The following is a 17,261-nucleotide window of genomic DNA, read 5'->3' on the forward strand; positions in this document are numbered from 1 at the left end:
TGCAGGCGAGCAGGGTGAACAGGCAGGCGGAAAGCCTGTGTATCAGGGTGTTGCAATCGCGCAACACTGATACCATTCTCCAGCCGTCCAAAGGGATGCTTCCGAATGCGCCGATATCTCGCCTGTCTTGCTGCCGCAGCCGCCCTTGCCGGAGTTGCGCTGGCGGCGGAATCCCCCGCAGCCGAGGTCGGGGGCGGCGACGACATCGTGCGCCTGCCCGGAGAAGGCGGCCCCCGGCCGGAGCGGGCCTCGGCCCAGCCCAAGGGCATGCGCTTTGTGCCGGCCGGCGGGCTGTTTGCCAGCTTTGATGCCGACGCCGATGGGTTCGTCACGCGCGAGGAACTGGCCACCGGCATTCGCGCCGCCTTCGCCGAGGCCGACACCAATGAGGATGGCACGCTGACGGCGCTGGAACAGCAGGCCTGGGCAGCGGGCCTGCCCGTGCGCGATGATACCCTGGCCAATCCGGTCCGGTTTGACCCGAACCTTGACCGGATCATCACCTTTGAGGAATTCGAAAGCGTCCTCCTGCAGATCGCCCGGAGCTATCAGGACGAGGCGGGCGTGATCGACATTCGCAACCTGCTGGTGCCCGAGCGGGAAGAGCGCCGCAATGGCCCGCCCGGACCGCGCAGCGGCTATGGCGGGCAGCGCTAGCCCCGCCCCTTAAGACCCCGCCCCGCTTGACAGATGCGCCGGGCGGGACAAACCCCTCTGCCATGAGCCTTCCCCCCCTGCCCCAGCCTCGCGGCAAGCTGATCGCGAATGCGAGCCTTGCGCCCTACACCTGGTTTCGTGTCGGCGGGCCGGCCGATGCCCTGTTCCTGCCCGCCGATGAGGAAGACCTTGCGGCCTTCCTGAAGGCGCTGGACCCGGCTGTGCCGGTGACGGTGCTGGGCGTCGGCTCGAACCTCATTGTGCGCGATGGCGGCATTGAGGGCGTCGTCATCCGCCTGATGGGCAAGTATTGGGGCGAGATAGAAGCGCTGGACGGCATTACCCTGTCGGCCCGGGCCGGGGCGCTGGACATCGCGGTTGCAAAGGCGGCGGCGGAGAATGGCATACGGGGCCTCGAATTCCTGTCGGGCATTCCGGGCTCGCTCGGCGGGGCGACGCGCACCAATGCCGGCTGCTATGGCAGCGAGCTGCGCGACCGGCTGGTGGCCCTGCACGGTTTCCGGCGCGATGGCACGGCGGTCTCCTATCGCGGCCCGGGCCGGCCGGGCGCCCTGCCCGAGGCGCATTTTTCCTATCGCCACACGGACCTGCCGGACGACCTGATCGTCACGCGGCTGGTGCTCGAAGGCACCGGCACGGACGATCCGGAGACGATCGCCGCCGGCATGGCCGCCCTGCAGGCGCGGCGCGCCGAGACCCAGCCGATCCGCGAGAAAACCTCCGGCTCGACCTTCGCCAACCCCGACCCGCCCGGCACGCCGGACCAGCGCTCCGCCTGGAAGCTGATCGACACCGCCGGCTGCCGGGGATTGAGGGTGGGCGGCGCGCAGGTCTCTCCGCTCCACTGCAATTTCCTGATCAATACCGGCGACGCCACCGCCGCCGACCTCGAAGCCCTCGGCGAACTGGTTCGCGCAAGGGTGCTGGACACCTCCGGCGTGGAGCTGCGCTGGGAAGTGCGCAGGATCGGGCGGCTGAAGGCGGGTTAGTCGCCGGGGCGCATTAAGTCTTGGTCATATGACCCGGATCCGCCCCAAAACCGCCCCATGCCCGGCTGACTGGCGCCCGAGGGGGTGTCTTAAGAAGGTGTTCACCGCTTCGGCTGATCTCTCGGAAGGCAGCAGCAGAAGCTCGCAGCGCAGACAGGAGATGTCGCATGAAACCGTCCATGAAACGGGTGGCAGTGATTTATGGCGGCTGGTCATCGGAGCGGCCGGTGTCGCTGTCGTCCGGGCGGCAGATGGCGGCAGCCGCCCGCAAGGCCGGCTATGACGTTGTCGAGATTGATGCGACGCGGGACCTCGCCACCCAGCTGGCAGAGGCAAGGCCGGACGCCGTGCTGAACGGCCTGCACGGGCCCTGGGGCGAGGATGGCTGTGTGCAGGGCCTGCTGGAGGTGATGGGGCTTCCCTATTCCCATTCCGGCGTGCTCGCCTCGGCGCTGGCCATGGACAAGCTCAAATCAAAGGCCGTCTACCGCCAGGCCGGGCTCGACGTGGCCGAGGACAGGCAGGTGACCCGCGCCGAGGCCGCCGCCGCCCATGCGCTGACGCCGCCCTATGTGATCAAGCCGGTGAATGAAGGCTCGTCCTTCGGCGTGCTGATCGTGCGCGAGGGCACCAATGGCCCGCCCCAGCAGCTGACCGGGCCGGACTGGCGCTATGGCGATTATCTGATGGCCGAGGAATTCATCCCCGGCCGCGAGCTGACCGTGGCCGTGCTGGGCGACCGGGCGCTGGCGGTGACAGAGATCACGACCTTAAGGGACTATTACGATTTCGATGCAAAATATGCGGATGGAGGATCGCAGCATGTGATCCCGGCAAACCTGCCCGCGCATGTGACGAAAGCGGCGATGGACGCTGCCCTCACCGCGCACCGGGCGCTCGGCTGCCGGGGCGCCACGCGCTCGGACTTCCGCTACGATGACAGGAAAGACCGGCTCGTGATCCTCGAGACCAATACCCAGCCCGGCATGACGCCGACCTCGCTCGTCCCCGAGCAGGCGGCCTTTGTGGGTATGGCGTTCGAGGAGCTTGTGGCCTGGATGATCGAGGACGCTTCATGCCAAAGATAGAGCGAAACGAGACCGTTCCGGCCCGGCGCGTGCCCGCCACCATCGTGGATGAGGCCACTGGCGAGGAAGTGCGCGTCTCGTCCATCTTTTTCGGCGTTGCCATGCTGATCGCGATTCTCGTGGCAACGGCAGCCTGGATGGGCGGTTCTCTCTCCCAGATCGGCACCCGGTTTGGCGGCTTCATCGACGACACCGCCCGCATGGCCGGACTGCATGTGCGCGACATCCGCACGCCGGGCCTCGAAGCCTATCCGGCGCTGTCGGAGGAAGTGCGCGCCGCCGCGATGATCGAGCCCGGCGAGAACATGTTCCGCGCCGACCCCTACATCATCCGCCACCGGGTCGAGGCGACGCAGAAGGTGCTGAACGTGCGCGTGCACCGGCTGTGGCCCGGCCAGGTGCTGATCCTTGCCGAGCCGTCGCAGCCGGTTGCGCTGTGGCATGACGGGCGGGACTGGAAAGTCGTGGACGGGCTTGGCCGTCTGCTGCCGGATGTGGCGGCCGAAGATCATGGCGGGCTCCTGCGCCTTGCGGGCCGCGACGCGGCGATTGCCGCCCCTGCCCTCGTCGAGGCGCTGGCCAATACGCCTGACCTGGAATCGCGTGTGGCGGTTGCAACGCGGGTAGGCGAGCGCCGCTGGGACCTGCGGTTCGTCAACGGGGTGACCGTGCGCCTTCCCGAGGATGCGGACATGCCGCAGGCGCTGCAACGCCTCGCCCGCCTGCAGGTGCGCACCGCGCTGACCCAGCGCCCGGTCGAGATGATCGACCTGCGCAGCGCCGGCCGGATTTACCTCAAGCCCTCCGAAGAGGCGGCCCTGTCGCGCGGACCCATCCGCGCCAGCGAGAAGACCTGATGGCGAATCTTGGCGCCAAGCGGATTGCCCGGCTCCAGAACCAGCGCGCAGGCATTGTCGCCTCGCTCGATATCGGCTGCTCGAAGACGACCTGCCTGATTGCCCGGCCGGACATCGCCTCGCCCCGGCGGATGCATGTTCTTGGCTCCGGCCGCCAGCAGACGCGCGGCTTCACCGGCGGCACCATCACCGACATGGAAGGGCTGGAGCGGACCATCCGGCTGGCCGTCGAGGACGCCGAGCGCGAAGCCGGCGAGCCGATCAGCGAGGTGATCCTGGGCATCAGCGGCCCGCATGTCGCCGCCCATCTGACCGAAGCCGCCATCGAGCCCGGCGGGCGCGCGATCTCGCAGCGGGACCTGAAACGGCTGCACGCCCTGGCCGTGTCGAAGGTCCCGAACAAGACTGCAGACCTCCTGGCCGCCTGGCCGGTGGTCTACACGATCGACAAGGCGGCGGGCCGCGTGCGCCGCCCGGTCGGGATGATTGCCAGCGGGCTGCATGTGCGCATGGCGGCGGTCACGGCGCCGCGCGCAGTGGTGCGCAATCTCGTCGAATGTGTGGGGCGGGCGCATCTGGGCGTGCGCCAGCTGGTCCCGTCGGCCATCGCAGCAGGCGCCGGCACGCTGATCGATGACGAGATCGAGAACGGAACGATCTGCATCGACATGGGCGCAGGCGTCACGGCCGTCTCGGTCTTCCTGAACGGGGCGCCCGCCTGGCTGGGGCTCGTGCCGGCCGGCGGCGCGCATGTGACGGCGGACCTGGCGCAGGGCCTCGGCACGACCTTCGCGGCCGCCGAACGCCTGAAAGGCCTTTATGGCACCGCCGATCTGGAAGGCACAGGCCTGTCCGAGCGCATCGAGGCGGCGCGGCTTGGCGATGACGGGCGCCTGCACGCCTCGCGGATTGAGCGGCGGGAACTCGCCCGCATCATCGCGCCGCGGATCGAGGAAACCTTCGAGCTGGTCCGGCGGCTGCTGGACAAGAGCGATGTACGCAAGGTGCTGCCGCACCGGGTTGTCCTGACCGGCGGCGCCAGCCAGCTGCCGGGCGTGCGCGAGATTGCCGGACGCCATCTGCGAGCCCCGGTGCGCATGGGACGCCCGGTCATGGCTGAATTTTTAGGAGAAACCCTCGCCACCCCGGCTTTCTCCACGCCGTCAGGGCTGTTAATCTATTCCGAGCTTGGCTTTTCTGATGCAGCCACAGCAGGCAGCGGCGGTCCTGAGGAGTCCGGCGCACCCGGTTCTGGCTGGATGAACGAAGCCTTTCGCTGGCTGAAAGAGAATTTCTGACGGAAGTGACGCCTACTTAAGCGTTTTTTAGCGGCAGACGCCCATTCTGCCGTCTCAACGGCCCGTCAGACGGCAATCCGGGAATAAAGACGCGTGATGACTCAGGAACTTAGCCCCAAGATCATCGTTTTCGGCGTCGGCGGCGCCGGCGGCAATGCGGTCAACAACATGATCGAGGCCGAACTGCAGGGCGTCTCCTTTGTGGTCGCGAATACCGATGCGCAGGCCCTCACCCGGTCCAAATCGGCCACCAGGCTGCAGCTCGGGCTGCAGACGACCGGCGGCCTTGGCGCAGGCGCCCGCCCCGAGATTGGCGCGCGGGCCGCCGAGGAATCCATCGAGGACATTCGCAGCCTTCTCGAAGGCAGCCACATGATCTTCATTGCCGCCGGCATGGGCGGCGGCACCGGAACCGGCGCGGCGCCCGTGATCGCGCGAGTTGCCCAGGAAATGGGCATCCTGACGATCGCGGTGGTCACCAAGCCTTTCGGCTTTGAAGGCGCCCGCCGGATGCAGCTGGCCGAGGAGGGGCTCGCCCGCATCCGCGCACATGTCGATACGATGATCGTGGTGCCCAACCAGAACCTGTTCCGCATCGCCAATGACCGCACGACCTTTGCCGACGCCTTTCGCCTGGCCGATGATGTGCTCTATTCCGGCGTGCGCGGCATTACCGACCTGATCGTGATGCCGGGCTTGATCAATCTGGATTTCGCCGATGTCAGCGCCATCATGCGCGGCATGGGCACGGCGCTGATGGGCATGGGCGAAGCCACCGGCGAGGGGCGCGCGCTGGAAGCCGCCCGCACGGCCATCGACAATCCGCTGCTGGACGATGTCACGATCCGCGGCGCGCGCGGCGTGCTGATCAATGTGACCGGCGGCTATGACATGACCCTGTTCGAGCTGGACGAGGCCGCCAACGAAATCCGGCGCGAGGCCTCCCCGGATGCGAACATCATCATCGGCTCTGCCTTTGACACGACGCTGGAAGGCCGCATCCGTGTATCGGTCGTCGCGGCGGGCCTGGATGAGGCGGACAAGCGGCTGCCGGCAGCCAAGCCTGTGCCTGTGAGCGTGCGCCAGCCGGTTGCGGCGCCAGTCGCAGAGGCGGAGGAGACGCCCCCTGCCCCGCCCAGGGCGCATGAGATCGATGAGCCCTCGGTCCTCCTGCTGGACGAGCCGGCACAACCTGCCCAGACCCCGCATTTCAGTGATGAGGAGCGCCCGGTTGTGATTACCCGGCCTGTCCCGTCAGCGCCCCCGCCGGTCGCCGATGACGCCGACGAGGAAGACAGCGTGTTCACCGGGCTGACGGTTCCCCCGGACGAGGACCGCCCGGTGCGGGACGCGCCACATGCCGGTTTTCCCAAACTCTTCGGCTGGCGCCGCAGCGGCCCGCCGCCGGAAGCCACCCCGAACCGGCCGGTGCCGTCCCTGCCCGAGCCCATCGTCACCTCGCCGGACGATCATCCGGATGCCTCGCCATTCGATGATGCGGAGCTCGAAATCCCGGCATTCCTGCGCCGGTCCGCCAATAACTGAGCCGGCAGGCCGGACGCTGCCGCACGGTTGCACTTTCATGCCCGGTGTTGCGGAATTGCGACAGGCATTGTTTCAGGATTTTTCCTTAAAATACAGACGCTTATGGTGTTTCGGGCGCGCTTCTGTAACATCGCGCAATATCGCGTGTTTTGAGTTGGGACAGCAGGGTTGCCAAGTTGAGCCTGCGCCCGGGTGTGGTTTACGGGCCAGTGCAGAGAGTAGCGGCCCGACATGTCCATGATGCAGCAAACCCTTGCCCGCCCTGTCAGCTGCGCCGGTGTCGGCGTGCACAGCGGCGTCAGGGCAAGGCTCCACCTGCAGGCCGCACCCGTGGACAGCGGTATTGTTTTCCAGCGCACGGATGTAGCCCCCGGGACAGGCCGTATCCGCGCCCATGCCGCCTGCGTCAGCGACACCCGCCTCGGCACCACGCTGACGAACGACCATGGGGTGTCCGTCGCTGTGGTCGAGCACCTGCTCGCTGCCATTGCGGGTCTCGGCATTGATAACCTGCTGGTCGGCATCGACGGGCCGGAAGTGCCGATCATGGATGGCTCTTCGGCGGTCTTCTACGACATGATGATGCGCGCGGGCCTGAAGACCCAGGGCGCCCCGGGCCGGCGCATCCGCGTGCTGGAAGCCGTGGAAGTGTCCGATGGCAGCAAGCGCGCCGCGCTGCTCCCGTCCGATGATGACAGCCTGACCCTCCGCGCCCGGATCGAATACACCGACCAGACCATCGGCGTGCAGCAGATGGCGCTGCGCCTCGTGCCAGGCCAGTTCGCGCGCGACCTGGCCTTCGCCCGCACCTTCGGCTTTGCCCGCGATGTCGACATGCTGCGCAGCATGGGCCTCGCGCGCGGCGGCTCGCTCGACAATGCGATCGTGATTGACGATGCGGGCATCATGAATCCCGGCGGCCTGCGGGTCGAGGATGAGTTCATCCGCCACAAGCTGCTGGACGCGGTCGGCGACCTGGCGCTCGCCGGCGCGCCGATTGCCGGAGCCTATGAGGCCGTGCAGCCGGGCCACAGCATCAACAACCAGCTGGTGCGGACCCTGCTCGACACGCCGAGCGCCTGGTGCTGGGAATCAGCTGCGCCCACCCTGTCTGAAGCTGTTCAGGTCAAGGCAGCGGTCTGATCCCCGCTATTGCGTGAGAGCGGCCGCCAGACCGCATCAGCGGGCTTGGGCTCTTGCGGATTGGCCTTCAGAACCGGGTATCCGGCTGAGGCCGGGCCACGCCCTCCGCCTCGACAACGCCCGATTCTGCCACCTCCTCCGTCTCCTCGACAGATCCGGCCAGCGCCCGCACAAGCGCCATAAGATGGGTGCGCACGCGCTCATCCTCGATCCGGGAGAAGTTGCGGACAAGCTCGATCACCGCGCGCGAGGAGCTGCCGGCGGAGTCGGTGCGTTCCACACTGCCGAAGAACCAGCCGGGCTGCACTTCCAGCGCTTCTGCTATCTGGGCAAGCCGGCCCGCGCTGATCCGGTTGGCGCCGGTCTCGTATTTCTGGATCTGCTGGTAGGAAATCCCGAGAACTTCCGCCAGCTGGTCCTGGGTCAGGCCGAGCAGGATCCGCCGGCGGCGCACGCGCTCTCCGACCTGGCGATCAATCATGCTGGCATCCGTCTGTCTTGCCTGGGTCATGATAAGTTATCCGTATTGTAATCCGAAGGCCGGGCTATACCGGCCGTGCCGGAAGGGGGAATAAATCCCTGCAAAATATGAACATAGGCCAGTCGCGGAGGGGGGCAAGGCTGGCGGGTCCCAAATGCCCTCGTCTGACAATCAAGCCTTGGAAAGCCCTGCAGATACGCGCTAATCAGGTTCACACCCTGTGAGTTCCGCCCGAGGCCTGCCCATGACCAAGATTCTCTCCCTTTCTGTTGCGGTTCTGGCCTGCGCGCTGATGGCGACATCCTGCGCCTCCAACCGCCGCAACCCGGAGCTCGCCTATGTCGAACGCCCGGTCGAACAGCTCTACAACCTCGCCAGCGAGCGGCTCGACCGCCGCGACTATCGCCGGGCGATCCAGCTGTTCGAAGAAGTCGAGCGCCAGCACCCCTATTCCGAATGGGCCCGCCGGGCGATGATCATGTCGGCCTATGCCTCCTATCGCTCCGGCGACTTCACCACCTCCGTTTCCGGCGCAGAGCGCTACCTCGCCCTGCATCCGGGCGGCTCTGAAGCCGAATATGCCTATTACCTGATCGCGCTGAACTATTTCGACCAGATCATTGATGTGGGCCGCGACCAGGCAACGACCGAGCGCGCCCGCGACGCCCTGCTGGACGTGACCCGCCGCTTTCCCTCAAGCGAGTATGCGCGCGACGCGCGGGTCAAGCTCGACATGGTCAACGACCAGCTGGCCGGCAAGGAAATGACCGTCGGGCGCTGGTACCTGCGCTCGAACCAGACGCTCGCCGCCGTCAACCGCTTCCGCAATGTGCTGGTCCATTACCAGACCACGTCGCATACGCCGGAAGCGCTCCACCGGCTGGTCGAGGCCTATCTGACGATCGGGATGCGCGAACAGGCGCTGGTGGCGGGCGCAACGCTTGGCCACAATTATCCCGACAGCGACTGGTACCGGATGAGCTATCAGCTGCTCACCAATCAGGGGCTCGACCCTGACCTGGTGGGCGAGCCGGCGCGCCGCTCCTTCCTGCAGCGGATCCTGCCGGGCGGCAACTGAGCCCCGGGCTCAACGCGCCGCTGCGCTGATCAGCTCCAGCCATTCTGCCTCCGTCATGACGCGGACGCCGAGGTCTTCGGCCTTGGCGAGCTTTGACCCCGCGCCCGGGCCGGCCACGAGGATATCGGTCTTGGCGGAGACCGAGCCCGCGACCTTTGCGCCGAGCGCGCCGGCCTGCGCCTTGGCCTCATCCCGCGTCATCCGCTCGAGCGTGCCGGTGAAAACCACCGTCTTGCCTGTGACCGGGCTTTCGGTCGCGGCGGGGCGCTCATCCTCCACCGTGACCTCCGAGAGCAGGGCTTCCAGCATGTCGCGGTTATGCGGCTCGGCCTCGAAGGCCATCAGCGCGCGCGCGGCCGCCTGGCCGATGCCGTCGATGCCGGTCAGCTCACCATAGGCTTCTGAGTCCGGACCGCCTTCGGCGGCGGCGCGGACCGTGTCATGGAAACTCCGCCAGCTGAGGAAGCCTTGCGCGAACTGGCGCGAGGTCGTCTGGCCGACATGGCGGATGCCGAGCCCGAACAGGAAGCGCGCAAACGGCACGGTGCGGCGCGCCTCGATGGCGGCGAGCAGCTTGGCGGCGGACTGCGCGCCGAACCCGTCCCATTCCTCCAGCGGCGGCAGGCCGGCGGCGGCGATATTCTTCTGCAGGCGGAAGATATCCTGCGGCGCCTTCACGACGCCCTTGTCGAAAAACAGCTGCACCTGTTTCTCGCCCAGCCCGTCAATATCGAGTGCGCGGCGCGAGACGAAATGTTTCAGCCGCTCGACCGCCTGCGCCGGGCAGATCAGGCCGCCGGTGCAGCGCCGGCGGACATCCTCGCGGCCTGCCTCATCGACTTCGCGCACCGCCGCCGAGCCGCAGACGGGGCACGCCTCCGGCATCGCCCAGGCGGGCCCTTGCCCCGCCTCCACGACGCGCAGGATCTGCGGGATCACATCACCCGCGCGCTGGATTTCCACCTTGTCGCCCGGCTTCACGCCGAGGCGCGCGATCTCGTCTTCATTGTGAAGCGTCGCGTTGGACACCATCACCCCGCCGACATTCACCGGCTCCAGCCGCGCCACCGGCGTCAGCGAGCCTGTGCGCCCAACCTGGATGTCGATATGCGTCAGCGTCGTGATTGCACGTTCGGCCGGGAATTTGTGCGCAATCGCCCAGCGCGGGGCGCGGCTGACAAAGCCGAGGCGCTGCTGCCAGTCGAGCCGGTCGACCTTGTAGACGACGCCGTCGATATCATAATCGAGGCTGGCGCGCTCCGCTTCGATTTTCCGGTAATAGTCGAGAAGCGCTTCGACCGTTTCTGCACGGATCATCCTGGGATTGGTCTCGAACCCCCAGGCGTCCAGCGCCTCGACGGCTTCGAACTGGGTCGCGGCGAAGGGCTCGCTGGCAGCCGCCCAGGCATAGGCGAAGAAGCGCAGCGGACGGGATTTCGTCACCTCGACATCAAGCTGGCGGAGGCTTCCGGCGGCCGCATTGCGCGGATTGGCGAAGGTCTTGCGCCCCGCCTCGCCTTCCCGGGCATTCAGCGCGGCGAAATCGGCCTTGGTCATGTAGACTTCGCCGCGGATCTCGATGCGCGCGGGCCAGTCCTTGCCTTTCAGCTTCGCAGGAACATCGCCCAGCGTGCGGGCATTGACTGTCACGTCTTCGCCGGTCTGCCCGTCGCCCCGTGTGGCCGCGCGCGTGAGCCGCCCTGCCTCATAGGTGAGGCTGAGGGAGAGGCCGTCGATCTTCGGCTCGGCTGTGATGGCCAGCGTCTCCTCCGGCGGCAGGGCCAGGAAGCGCCGGATGCGCTGGGCGAAATCGGACACATCTTCATCCGTGAACGCATTATCGAGCGACAGCATCGGCGCGCCATGGACGGCCTTGGCAAAGCCGCTCGCCGCCTCGGCCCCGACCCTGTCAGCGGGCGAATCGGCCCGCTGCAGCCCGGGAAAGCGCGCCTCGATGGCGGCATTGCGCTGGCGCAGGGCGTCATATTCCGCGTCGGTGATCTCCGGCGCGTCGTTCTGGTAATAGGCGGCGTCCGCCTCTGCGATGGCCTCAGCCAGCCGGGCGAGCTCTGCCGCCGCTTCCGCCTCGCTCAGCGCCTCGACAGGTTTCACGCCGCTCATGCATCCTCCATCAACCTCCCTGCGGCTGCGCGGGCCTCGTCTGTAATCTCGGCGCCGGACAGCATGCGGGCGATCTCCTCCCGCCGGGAGGATGCATCTAGCAAGGTGAGCCGGGTCTCACCAGACTTCTCGACAAGCCAGTGGTTTGCCGCCGCAGCAGCGACCTGCGGGCTGTGCGTGATCGCCAGCACCTGCCGGGTGCGGGCGAGATGTTCGAACCGCTCCCCGATGGCCGCCGCCACCGCGCCGCCGACACCCTGATCGGCCTCGTCAAAGATCAGCGTCCCGGCACTGCCGGCTTCCGCAAGGGCGCATTTCAGCGCCAGCGACACCCGCGCGAGTTCGCCGCCGGATGCAATCCGCCGCAGCGGCCCGAAGCCTGCGCCGGGATTGGTCTCGACCTCGAACTCCACCAGCTCTGCCCCTGCGGCCCCGGAATCGCCCTCCCCCAGCGGCGAAAATGCAATCCGGACCGTCGCCTGCCCGAGCCTCAGCGGCACGAACTCTGCCGCAATGGCCGCCTCGAGCCGGACAGCGGCGGCCCTCCTTGAGGCCGACAGCCGCTCCGCCGCCGCCTGCCAGGCGTTCAATGCCTCAGCCTCAGCCGCCTCTGCCTGCGCAAGGCCTGCATCCCCCGCCGTCACGGACGCCAGCCGGGCCTGCAGCTGCGCCAGCTGATCCGGCAGGGCGGCCGGATCGCCGCCATATTTCCGCGCGGCCATCCGCAGCGCATGAAGGCGGGCCTCCACCCGGTCGAGATCGCCCGCCGCATCCTGCAGCGCCGCAAGCCGGTGGATGGCGAGCTCCGCCTCGTGCAGCTCGATCAGCGTGCGTTCAAAGGCCTCCGCCGCTGCCCTGGCGGCCTCCGCCAGAGGCCCTTCCCCGGTCTCGAAACCCGGCAGGCGGCTGATACGGCCGGTCGCCCGCGCCGCCTTGACGATCGCGGCTTCCGCGCTGCCGCCGCCAGTTGCCCCGGACGCCTCGGCAAGCGCCTCGCGAATGCGCTCGGCCTGCATCAGGCGCAGCCGCTCGGCGCCCAGCTGCTCGGTCTCGCCCGCGACAGGCGCCAGCCGCTCGAGTTCTGCGACAGCCCCTTCCAGCCAGTCGCGCACATCCTTTGCCGCCGCGATCTCGCTTGCCAGATTCTGCCGCGCCGCCCGCGCCGCAACAAGCGTGTCCCAGGCCGCGCCGCACGCCTCCAGCAGGTCCGTATGGCCCGCAAACTGGTCAAGGATCTGCCGGTGGGCCGAGGGCCGCATCAGGCTCGATGCTGCGTGCTGCCCATGGATTTCGACGAGCAGTTCCCCGATTCCGGACAGCAGCGCCGCGCTCACCGGCTGGTCATTGATGAAACTGCGCGCCGGCCCCTGAAGGCGCAGGATGCGCTTCAGCGTCACCGGCTCATGCGCGCCGCCGCGAATGCCATGGGCCGCAAGCGCCGCATGGACCGGATGGTCCGGCCCGGCCTCGAACTCCGCCGCAACGCTGGACTGCTCCGCCCCGGCCCGGATCAGCGACCGGTCCGCCGGCGCGCCCAGCGCCACCGCAATGGCATCCAGAAGGATGGATTTGCCCGCCCCGGTCTCACCGGTCAGCGCAGTGAAGCCCCTGCCCGGCGCCACATCGAGCCGGGAGATAAGCACGAAATCACGGATAGAGAGAGACATCAGCATGAAGGGGCAGATACCACAAGAACAAAAGCGGAACAACTGCGAACTTGCACGTCTCTGCTTGCGAAGCTGTGCGGCTTGGCCCCATCTTTGCGCCTGCGGCCTGTCAGTGGCTATCGGGAGGCGGGGTGAAGATCCGGCGTGTGGATATCCTTGCAGTCCTGAAAGGCGGCGGGCTCATGGTCCTCGCGCTGGGGATATGCGCCTATTGGTATCTCGCGGCGGCGGCGCTCTCGGCGCTGTTGCCATCCGGCGGCCGGGTGCAGGCGCAGGCCGAGGGCGAGCCGCCTGCCTTTCTGTGCGAGGCGCCGTTCCACACTGACATCGCGCTGCCGCTGAATGACCCGCTGGTGGACTGGCACGACCTGCTCGGCGGGGCGCTGCCGCGCTGGATGCCGGCGGACACCTACCTTCTTGTCGGCTGGGGGGACTCTGTCTTTTTCACCCGCGTGCTGCACCCGGAAGACATGACCGCCAGCCGGGCGCTGGGCGCGCTGGCCGGGCTGAACCCGGTTGCCATGCGGATCGTGCCCGTCGATGGCCGCTCGGTTGAGGAGCTTTGCCACCGCCTCGAAGTGGACCGCGAGGGCCGCGCCGCGCTGATCACGCGGATCCGCGAAACATTCCGCGAGGATGCAGACGGGCTGGTGAAGACCCTGCCCACGCCCGTGCCCGGCGAAATCCTCATCAAGGCCAAGGGCCGTTACAGCATGTTCAACACCTGCAACCAGTGGACGGCCGCTGCCCTCGGACATGCCGGCCTGCCGCGCGCAGCCTTTGCGCCGTTCAGTTTCAGCGTGACCAAACCCTTAAACAGAGCCGCCGCCCTGAACGGCCGCCACACCCTGACGGAGGACCCACCCCATGCCCCAGCGCCCGTGCCCTGACTGGTTTTCAAAACCCCAGCTCGGCATCTTCATTCACTGGGGCATCTTCACCATCCCCGCCTGGGCGCCGCGCGGGCGCGCGATCCACACGCTGGTGGGCGATGATTTCGACCGCAGCGCCGTGCTGACGCCCTATTCGGAATGGTATGAGAATGCCCTGCGCGTGGAGGCAAGCCCGACGCAGCTGCGCCATGCCGAGGTTTACGGAAACAAGCCGTATACGGATTTCCGCGCCGAATTCGATGCCGCCGCAGAGGCGTTCGATGCAGACGCTTGGGCGGACTTCTTCGCAGAGTGCGGGGCGACCTATGTTGTCTTCGTCACCAAGCATCATGACGGCTATTGCCTATGGCCGACCGGCATCGCCAATCCCCATCGGCCGGGGTGGAATTCATCGCGGGATTATGTGGGCGAACTGGGCGAGGCTGTCCGCGCGCGGGGCATGCGCTATGGCCTCTATTATTCCGGCGGGCTCGACTGGACCTTCCGCGACACACCCATCGCGAACATCGGCGACATGTTCGTCTGCGTGCCCACCGAGGAGGACTACCGCCAGTATGCCCTGGCGCAGGCGAAGGAACTGATCGACCGCTACAAGCCGTCCGTATTCTGGAACGACATCTGCTGGCCGAATAGCGAGGATGTGCCGCGCCTGCTCGATTATTACTACGCCGCCATGCCCGACGGGGTGACCAATGACCGGTGGTTCGCCAATGAGGGCTTCTTTAATTCGCTGCGCGATGCAGAAGCTCGCGCGGGCTTCAACGCCATGCTCAAAGCCCGCTCAGCCGGCGGCGAACAGGAGGAAACCCCGGCGCCCTATGCTGATTTCCGCTGTGTGGAGTTCGGCCTCGGCGTCATCCCGAAGGACATGAAATGGGAAGCCTGCCGCGGCCTCGGCCTCGGCTTTGGTTACAACCAGGCAGAACTGCCGGATGATTATCTGACGGCGGAGGATCTCGCCGCGTTCTATGACGACGTCACCGCAAAGGGCGGCAACCTTCTCATCAATATCGGCCCGAAAGCCGATGGCAGCATTCCGGAAATCCAGCAGGGCCCGTTGCGGGCCTTGGGCGCGCGGTTGCGAGGTGATTCCTAGGGTGAGTCGGACTGCGGGATCAGTTCAGCGTCCCACTCCGTCAGTGAACTGACGGCTCCGGAAGCGGTGGCGGCAAGATGCAGGCGCAACAGGTGGTTGAGGTCCCGCGCGGCGACCACACCGCCATAAGCATACCACATGGCCGCCCCGAGCAGCGAGAAGGCCATTGCAAACGGGATCAGGATTGCGAGGACCGGCGCATCGGCGATGATCGCAACGAGTGAACCCTGTGCAAGCTGGTTTGCCAGCAGGAACAGGCCGAGCGGGATCGAGATGTTGGCAATCAGGGTCATCCGCAGCGCGGCCAGCGCCTGTTCCAGGTTGATCTCGCTACGGACGAGCAGGTGCGTAAGGTCCCTGCCGCTGAGATCCGACACTATCGCGGCGAGTCTGCGGGCTGGCCTCGAGCCGGTGAGGCGCGCCATCCGGTCCGGCCCTGCCCGGGAGGATACGCCGGAGACACCCAACCAACCCGGATTGAACGTCATGAACGCGCCGTTCGAGAACGCCTTTGCAATCGCAGGCCAAAGAGCATCAGCCACCGACTCCGAAGGCTTCAGACCCGCGCTGTCGCCGCTTTCAGCCATGTCTTCACCTCGCCATCGAGCTTGCGGCTGAGCAGTTTCCAGACGCGCCTGTGATACTCATTGACGTAGGCGCGCTCTTCTTTCGACAGCATCTTCACTTCAATCAGGCCACGCGCCAGCGGCGCAAAGGTCAGGCATTCAAAGCCGAGCATCGGGATTTCGCCGCCCGGAATATCCTCCGCAGGCGTCACATATTGCAGATTCTCGATGCGGATCCCGTAGGCGCCTTCGCGGTAATATCCAGGCTCGTTCGACACGATCATCCCCGGCATCAGCGGCACGCCGTTCCACGGCTTGGCGATCCGGTGCGGGCCTTCATGCACGCCGAGATAGACCCCGACCCCGTGGCCGGTTCCATGCTGGTAATCGAGCCCCGCCTGCCAGAGCGCATGGCGCGCCAGCACATCGAGATGCGTGCCCGTCGTGCCCGGCGGGAAGCGCACGGTTGCCAGCGCAATATGGCCCTTCAGCACGCGGGTATAATTGCGGCGCATATCCTCCGTTGGCGGACCGATCGGCACTGTGCGCGTCACATCCGTCGTGCCGTCAAGATACTGGCCGCCGGAATCTACGAGGAACAGACTGCCCCGGTCCAGCTTGCGGTTTGACGCGGTCGAGACCCGGTAATGCGGCAGCGCGCCATTCGGCCCGGCCCCTGAAATCGTCGGGAAGGAGAGATCATTCATCGCGCCGAGGTCTTCGCGGAAAGCCTCCAGCTTCATCACCGCTTCAATCTCGGTGACGAGGCCCGATTGCGCCTCGGTGTCGAGCCAGTGGAGGAAACGAGTGAGCGCCACCCCGTCACGCAGGTGCGCGGCAGTTGTGCCCTTGATCTCTGCGGCGTTCTTGCGCGCGCGCGGGATGGCCACCGGATCGCGCTGGCGCAGGATCTTTGCGCCCGCTGCCTGCAGCTCGTCAAAGAACCAGGCCGAGGCGACATCCGGGTCAAGGCTCACGGTCTTGCCCGCGAGGCCCTTCAGCCCGTCTTCCAGCTTGCTCAGGGGGCGGAGGGTCACCTTGTTGCCAAGATGGCGGCGCAGCGCGGCGTCCGTCTTCTGCTCGTCAAGGAACAACTCCGCCGTGCCGTCCGCGAACAGGATCGCCCGGCCCAGCGGCAGCGGCGTGCAGCTGACATCGCCCCCGCGAATATTGAACGCCCAGGCGAGCGAGGCCGGCGAGGTCAGCACCGCTGCCTCCGCGCCGTCTTTCGCCAGCTGCGCACCGACGCTTTCGAGCTTTTCCGTATGCGGAACACCGGCATGTTTCACGGCGTGCGGCACGACCTTCGCCATCGGCTGCGGCGGCCGGTCTGCCCAGGCGCGGTCGATGGGGTTCTCGCTGACCGCGACCAGTTCCGCGCCAGACTTTGCGGCAGCCGCCGAGAGCGCTGCGACATCATTCGGGCTCATCAGGCGCGGATCATAGCCGACGCGCTTTCCCTTCAGGGCCTGCTGCGCCAGCCAGCCGAAGGCGCCGGGATCGGGAATGCCGACGACCTCGAACAGGGCCGGATCCGTCTGGTCGGCGGCCTGCAGGGTGTAGCGCCCGTCGGCGAACAGCACGGCCTTGTCCGCGAGCACGAAGGCCGATCCGAACGAGCCGGTAAACCCGCTCATCCAGGCAAGGCGCTCATTCGCGTCCGGCAGGTACTCGTTCTGGTACTCGTCGTCATGCGGCACATAGAAGCCATCAAGGCCCTGGGCAGCGAGTTCACGGCGAAGGAGCGGCAGGTGGGCCCGG

General features: G+C 67.0%; 15 protein-coding genes. 10 read left to right on the top strand and 5 right to left on the bottom strand.

The features are described 5' to 3' along the window. The first annotated feature begins 105 nt into the window (after positions 1-105). The 7 genes from ACK4SV_RS02990 to lpxC all read left to right on the top strand — a co-directional run bounded on the left by ACK4SV_RS02990 (position 106) and on the right by lpxC (position 7,598). A complete protein-coding gene (locus tag ACK4SV_RS02990) occupies positions 106-657 on the top strand; it encodes a hypothetical protein (RefSeq protein ID WP_409916307.1) in 552 nt (183 codons plus the stop codon). Positions 658-719: 62 nt separating this feature from the next. Continuing rightward, entirely contained in the window at positions 720-1,667 is a 948-nt protein-coding gene (gene murB, locus ACK4SV_RS02995) for a UDP-N-acetylmuramate dehydrogenase (RefSeq protein ID WP_409916308.1), read from the top strand. A 167-nt stretch (positions 1,668-1,834) separates the two neighbouring features. Continuing rightward, positions 1,835-2,755, top strand: a complete 921-nt coding sequence (locus ACK4SV_RS03000; protein ID WP_409916309.1) for a D-alanine--D-alanine ligase — start codon at positions 1,835-1,837, stop codon at positions 2,753-2,755. Further along, positions 2,743-3,612, top strand: a complete 870-nt coding sequence (locus ACK4SV_RS03005) for a cell division protein FtsQ/DivIB (RefSeq protein WP_409916310.1) — start codon at positions 2,743-2,745, stop codon at positions 3,610-3,612. Before ACK4SV_RS03000 ends, ACK4SV_RS03005 begins: the two co-directional genes overlap by 13 nt. Beyond that, positions 3,612-4,910: a cell division protein FtsA gene (ftsA, locus tag ACK4SV_RS03010; RefSeq protein WP_409916311.1), complete on the top strand. Its 1,299-nt coding sequence runs from the start codon at positions 3,612-3,614 to the stop codon at positions 4,908-4,910. The genes ACK4SV_RS03005 and ftsA overlap by 1 nt, the downstream gene beginning before the upstream one ends. Before the next feature lie 96 nt (positions 4,911-5,006). Then, the gene (gene ftsZ, locus ACK4SV_RS03015; protein WP_409916312.1) at positions 5,007-6,455 is read left to right on the top strand and encodes a cell division protein FtsZ; all 1,449 of its coding nucleotides are present in this window, start codon (positions 5,007-5,009) and stop codon (positions 6,453-6,455) included. A gap of 237 nt (positions 6,456-6,692) precedes the next feature. Then, entirely contained in the window at positions 6,693-7,598 is a 906-nt protein-coding gene (lpxC, locus tag ACK4SV_RS03020) for a UDP-3-O-acyl-N-acetylglucosamine deacetylase (RefSeq protein WP_409916313.1), read from the top strand. Positions 7,599-7,665: 67 nt separating this feature from the next. On the opposite strand, the gene ACK4SV_RS03025 is transcribed toward lpxC, so the two are convergent. Further along, positions 7,666-8,109, bottom strand: coding sequence for a helix-turn-helix domain-containing protein (locus ACK4SV_RS03025; protein ID WP_409916314.1), 444 nt, complete (start codon positions 8,107-8,109; stop codon positions 7,666-7,668). A 214-nt stretch (positions 8,110-8,323) separates the two neighbouring features. On the opposite strand from ACK4SV_RS03025, the gene ACK4SV_RS03030 reads away from it, so the two are divergent. Continuing rightward, positions 8,324-9,157: an outer membrane protein assembly factor BamD gene (locus tag ACK4SV_RS03030; protein WP_409916315.1), complete on the top strand. Its 834-nt coding sequence runs from the start codon at positions 8,324-8,326 to the stop codon at positions 9,155-9,157. A 9-nt stretch (positions 9,158-9,166) separates the two neighbouring features. Here ACK4SV_RS03030 and ligA read toward each other — a convergent pair whose 3' ends face one another. Next, entirely contained in the window at positions 9,167-11,278 is a 2,112-nt protein-coding gene (ligA, locus tag ACK4SV_RS03035; RefSeq protein ID WP_409916316.1) for an NAD-dependent DNA ligase LigA, read from the bottom strand. Next, positions 11,275-12,951 (bottom strand): DNA repair protein RecN, encoded by a 1,677-nt coding sequence (locus ACK4SV_RS03040; RefSeq protein ID WP_409916317.1) that lies wholly within the window; start codon positions 12,949-12,951, stop codon positions 11,275-11,277. The genes ligA and ACK4SV_RS03040 overlap by 4 nt, the downstream gene beginning before the upstream one ends. Before the next feature lie 140 nt (positions 12,952-13,091). Between ACK4SV_RS03040 and ACK4SV_RS03045 the strand changes: the two genes are divergently transcribed. Together ACK4SV_RS03045 and ACK4SV_RS03050 are read left to right on the top strand one after the other, a co-directional pair. After that, positions 13,092-13,835 (top strand): DUF2459 domain-containing protein, encoded by a 744-nt coding sequence (locus tag ACK4SV_RS03045; RefSeq protein WP_409916318.1) that lies wholly within the window; start codon positions 13,092-13,094, stop codon positions 13,833-13,835. Then, a complete protein-coding gene (locus ACK4SV_RS03050) occupies positions 13,813-14,934 on the top strand; it encodes an alpha-L-fucosidase (RefSeq protein WP_409916319.1) in 1,122 nt (373 codons plus the stop codon). The genes ACK4SV_RS03045 and ACK4SV_RS03050 overlap by 23 nt, the downstream gene beginning before the upstream one ends. Here ACK4SV_RS03050 and ACK4SV_RS03055 read toward each other — a convergent pair. Then, positions 14,931-15,521, bottom strand: a complete 591-nt coding sequence (locus ACK4SV_RS03055) for a hypothetical protein (RefSeq protein ID WP_409916320.1) — start codon at positions 15,519-15,521, stop codon at positions 14,931-14,933. The genes ACK4SV_RS03050 and ACK4SV_RS03055 overlap by 4 nt on opposite strands. After that, positions 15,491-17,261, bottom strand: a 1,771-nt coding sequence (locus tag ACK4SV_RS03060; protein ID WP_409916321.1) for an aminopeptidase P family protein, incomplete at its 5' end; no start/stop codon positions are given. The genes ACK4SV_RS03055 and ACK4SV_RS03060, both read right to left, overlap by 31 nt.

The organism is Hyphomonas sp., assembly GCF_046313735.1.
Classification (GTDB): Bacteria; Pseudomonadota; Alphaproteobacteria; order Caulobacterales; family Hyphomonadaceae; genus Hyphomonas.

Excerpts from the sequence above, each read along its gene's own strand:
- ACK4SV_RS03005 (WP_409916310.1), top strand. The coding sequence starts at position 2,743 with ATGCCAAAGATAGAGCGAAACGAGACCGTTCCGGCCCGGCGCGTGCCC.
- ACK4SV_RS03050 (WP_409916319.1), top strand. The coding sequence starts at position 13,813 with ATGCCCCAGCGCCCGTGCCCTGACTGGTTTTCAAAACCCCAGCTCGGC.
- ligA (WP_409916316.1), bottom strand. The coding sequence starts at position 11,278 with ATGAGCGGCGTGAAACCTGTCGAGGCGCTGAGCGAGGCGGAAGCGGCG.
- ACK4SV_RS03055 (WP_409916320.1), bottom strand. The coding sequence starts at position 15,521 with ATGGCTGAAAGCGGCGACAGCGCGGGTCTGAAGCCTTCGGAGTCGGTG.
- ACK4SV_RS03000 (WP_409916309.1), top strand. The coding sequence starts at position 1,835 with ATGAAACCGTCCATGAAACGGGTGGCAGTGATTTATGGCGGCTGGTCA.
- ftsZ (WP_409916312.1), top strand. The coding sequence starts at position 5,007 with ATGACTCAGGAACTTAGCCCCAAGATCATCGTTTTCGGCGTCGGCGGC.
- murB (WP_409916308.1), top strand. The coding sequence starts at position 720 with ATGAGCCTTCCCCCCCTGCCCCAGCCTCGCGGCAAGCTGATCGCGAAT.
- ACK4SV_RS03040 (WP_409916317.1), bottom strand. The coding sequence starts at position 12,951 with ATGCTGATGTCTCTCTCTATCCGTGATTTCGTGCTTATCTCCCGGCTC.
- ACK4SV_RS03025 (WP_409916314.1), bottom strand. The coding sequence starts at position 8,109 with ATGACCCAGGCAAGACAGACGGATGCCAGCATGATTGATCGCCAGGTC.
- ACK4SV_RS02990 (WP_409916307.1), top strand. The coding sequence starts at position 106 with ATGCGCCGATATCTCGCCTGTCTTGCTGCCGCAGCCGCCCTTGCCGGA.
- ftsA (WP_409916311.1), top strand. The coding sequence starts at position 3,612 with ATGGCGAATCTTGGCGCCAAGCGGATTGCCCGGCTCCAGAACCAGCGC.
- lpxC (WP_409916313.1), top strand. The coding sequence starts at position 6,693 with ATGATGCAGCAAACCCTTGCCCGCCCTGTCAGCTGCGCCGGTGTCGGC.
- ACK4SV_RS03030 (WP_409916315.1), top strand. The coding sequence starts at position 8,324 with ATGACCAAGATTCTCTCCCTTTCTGTTGCGGTTCTGGCCTGCGCGCTG.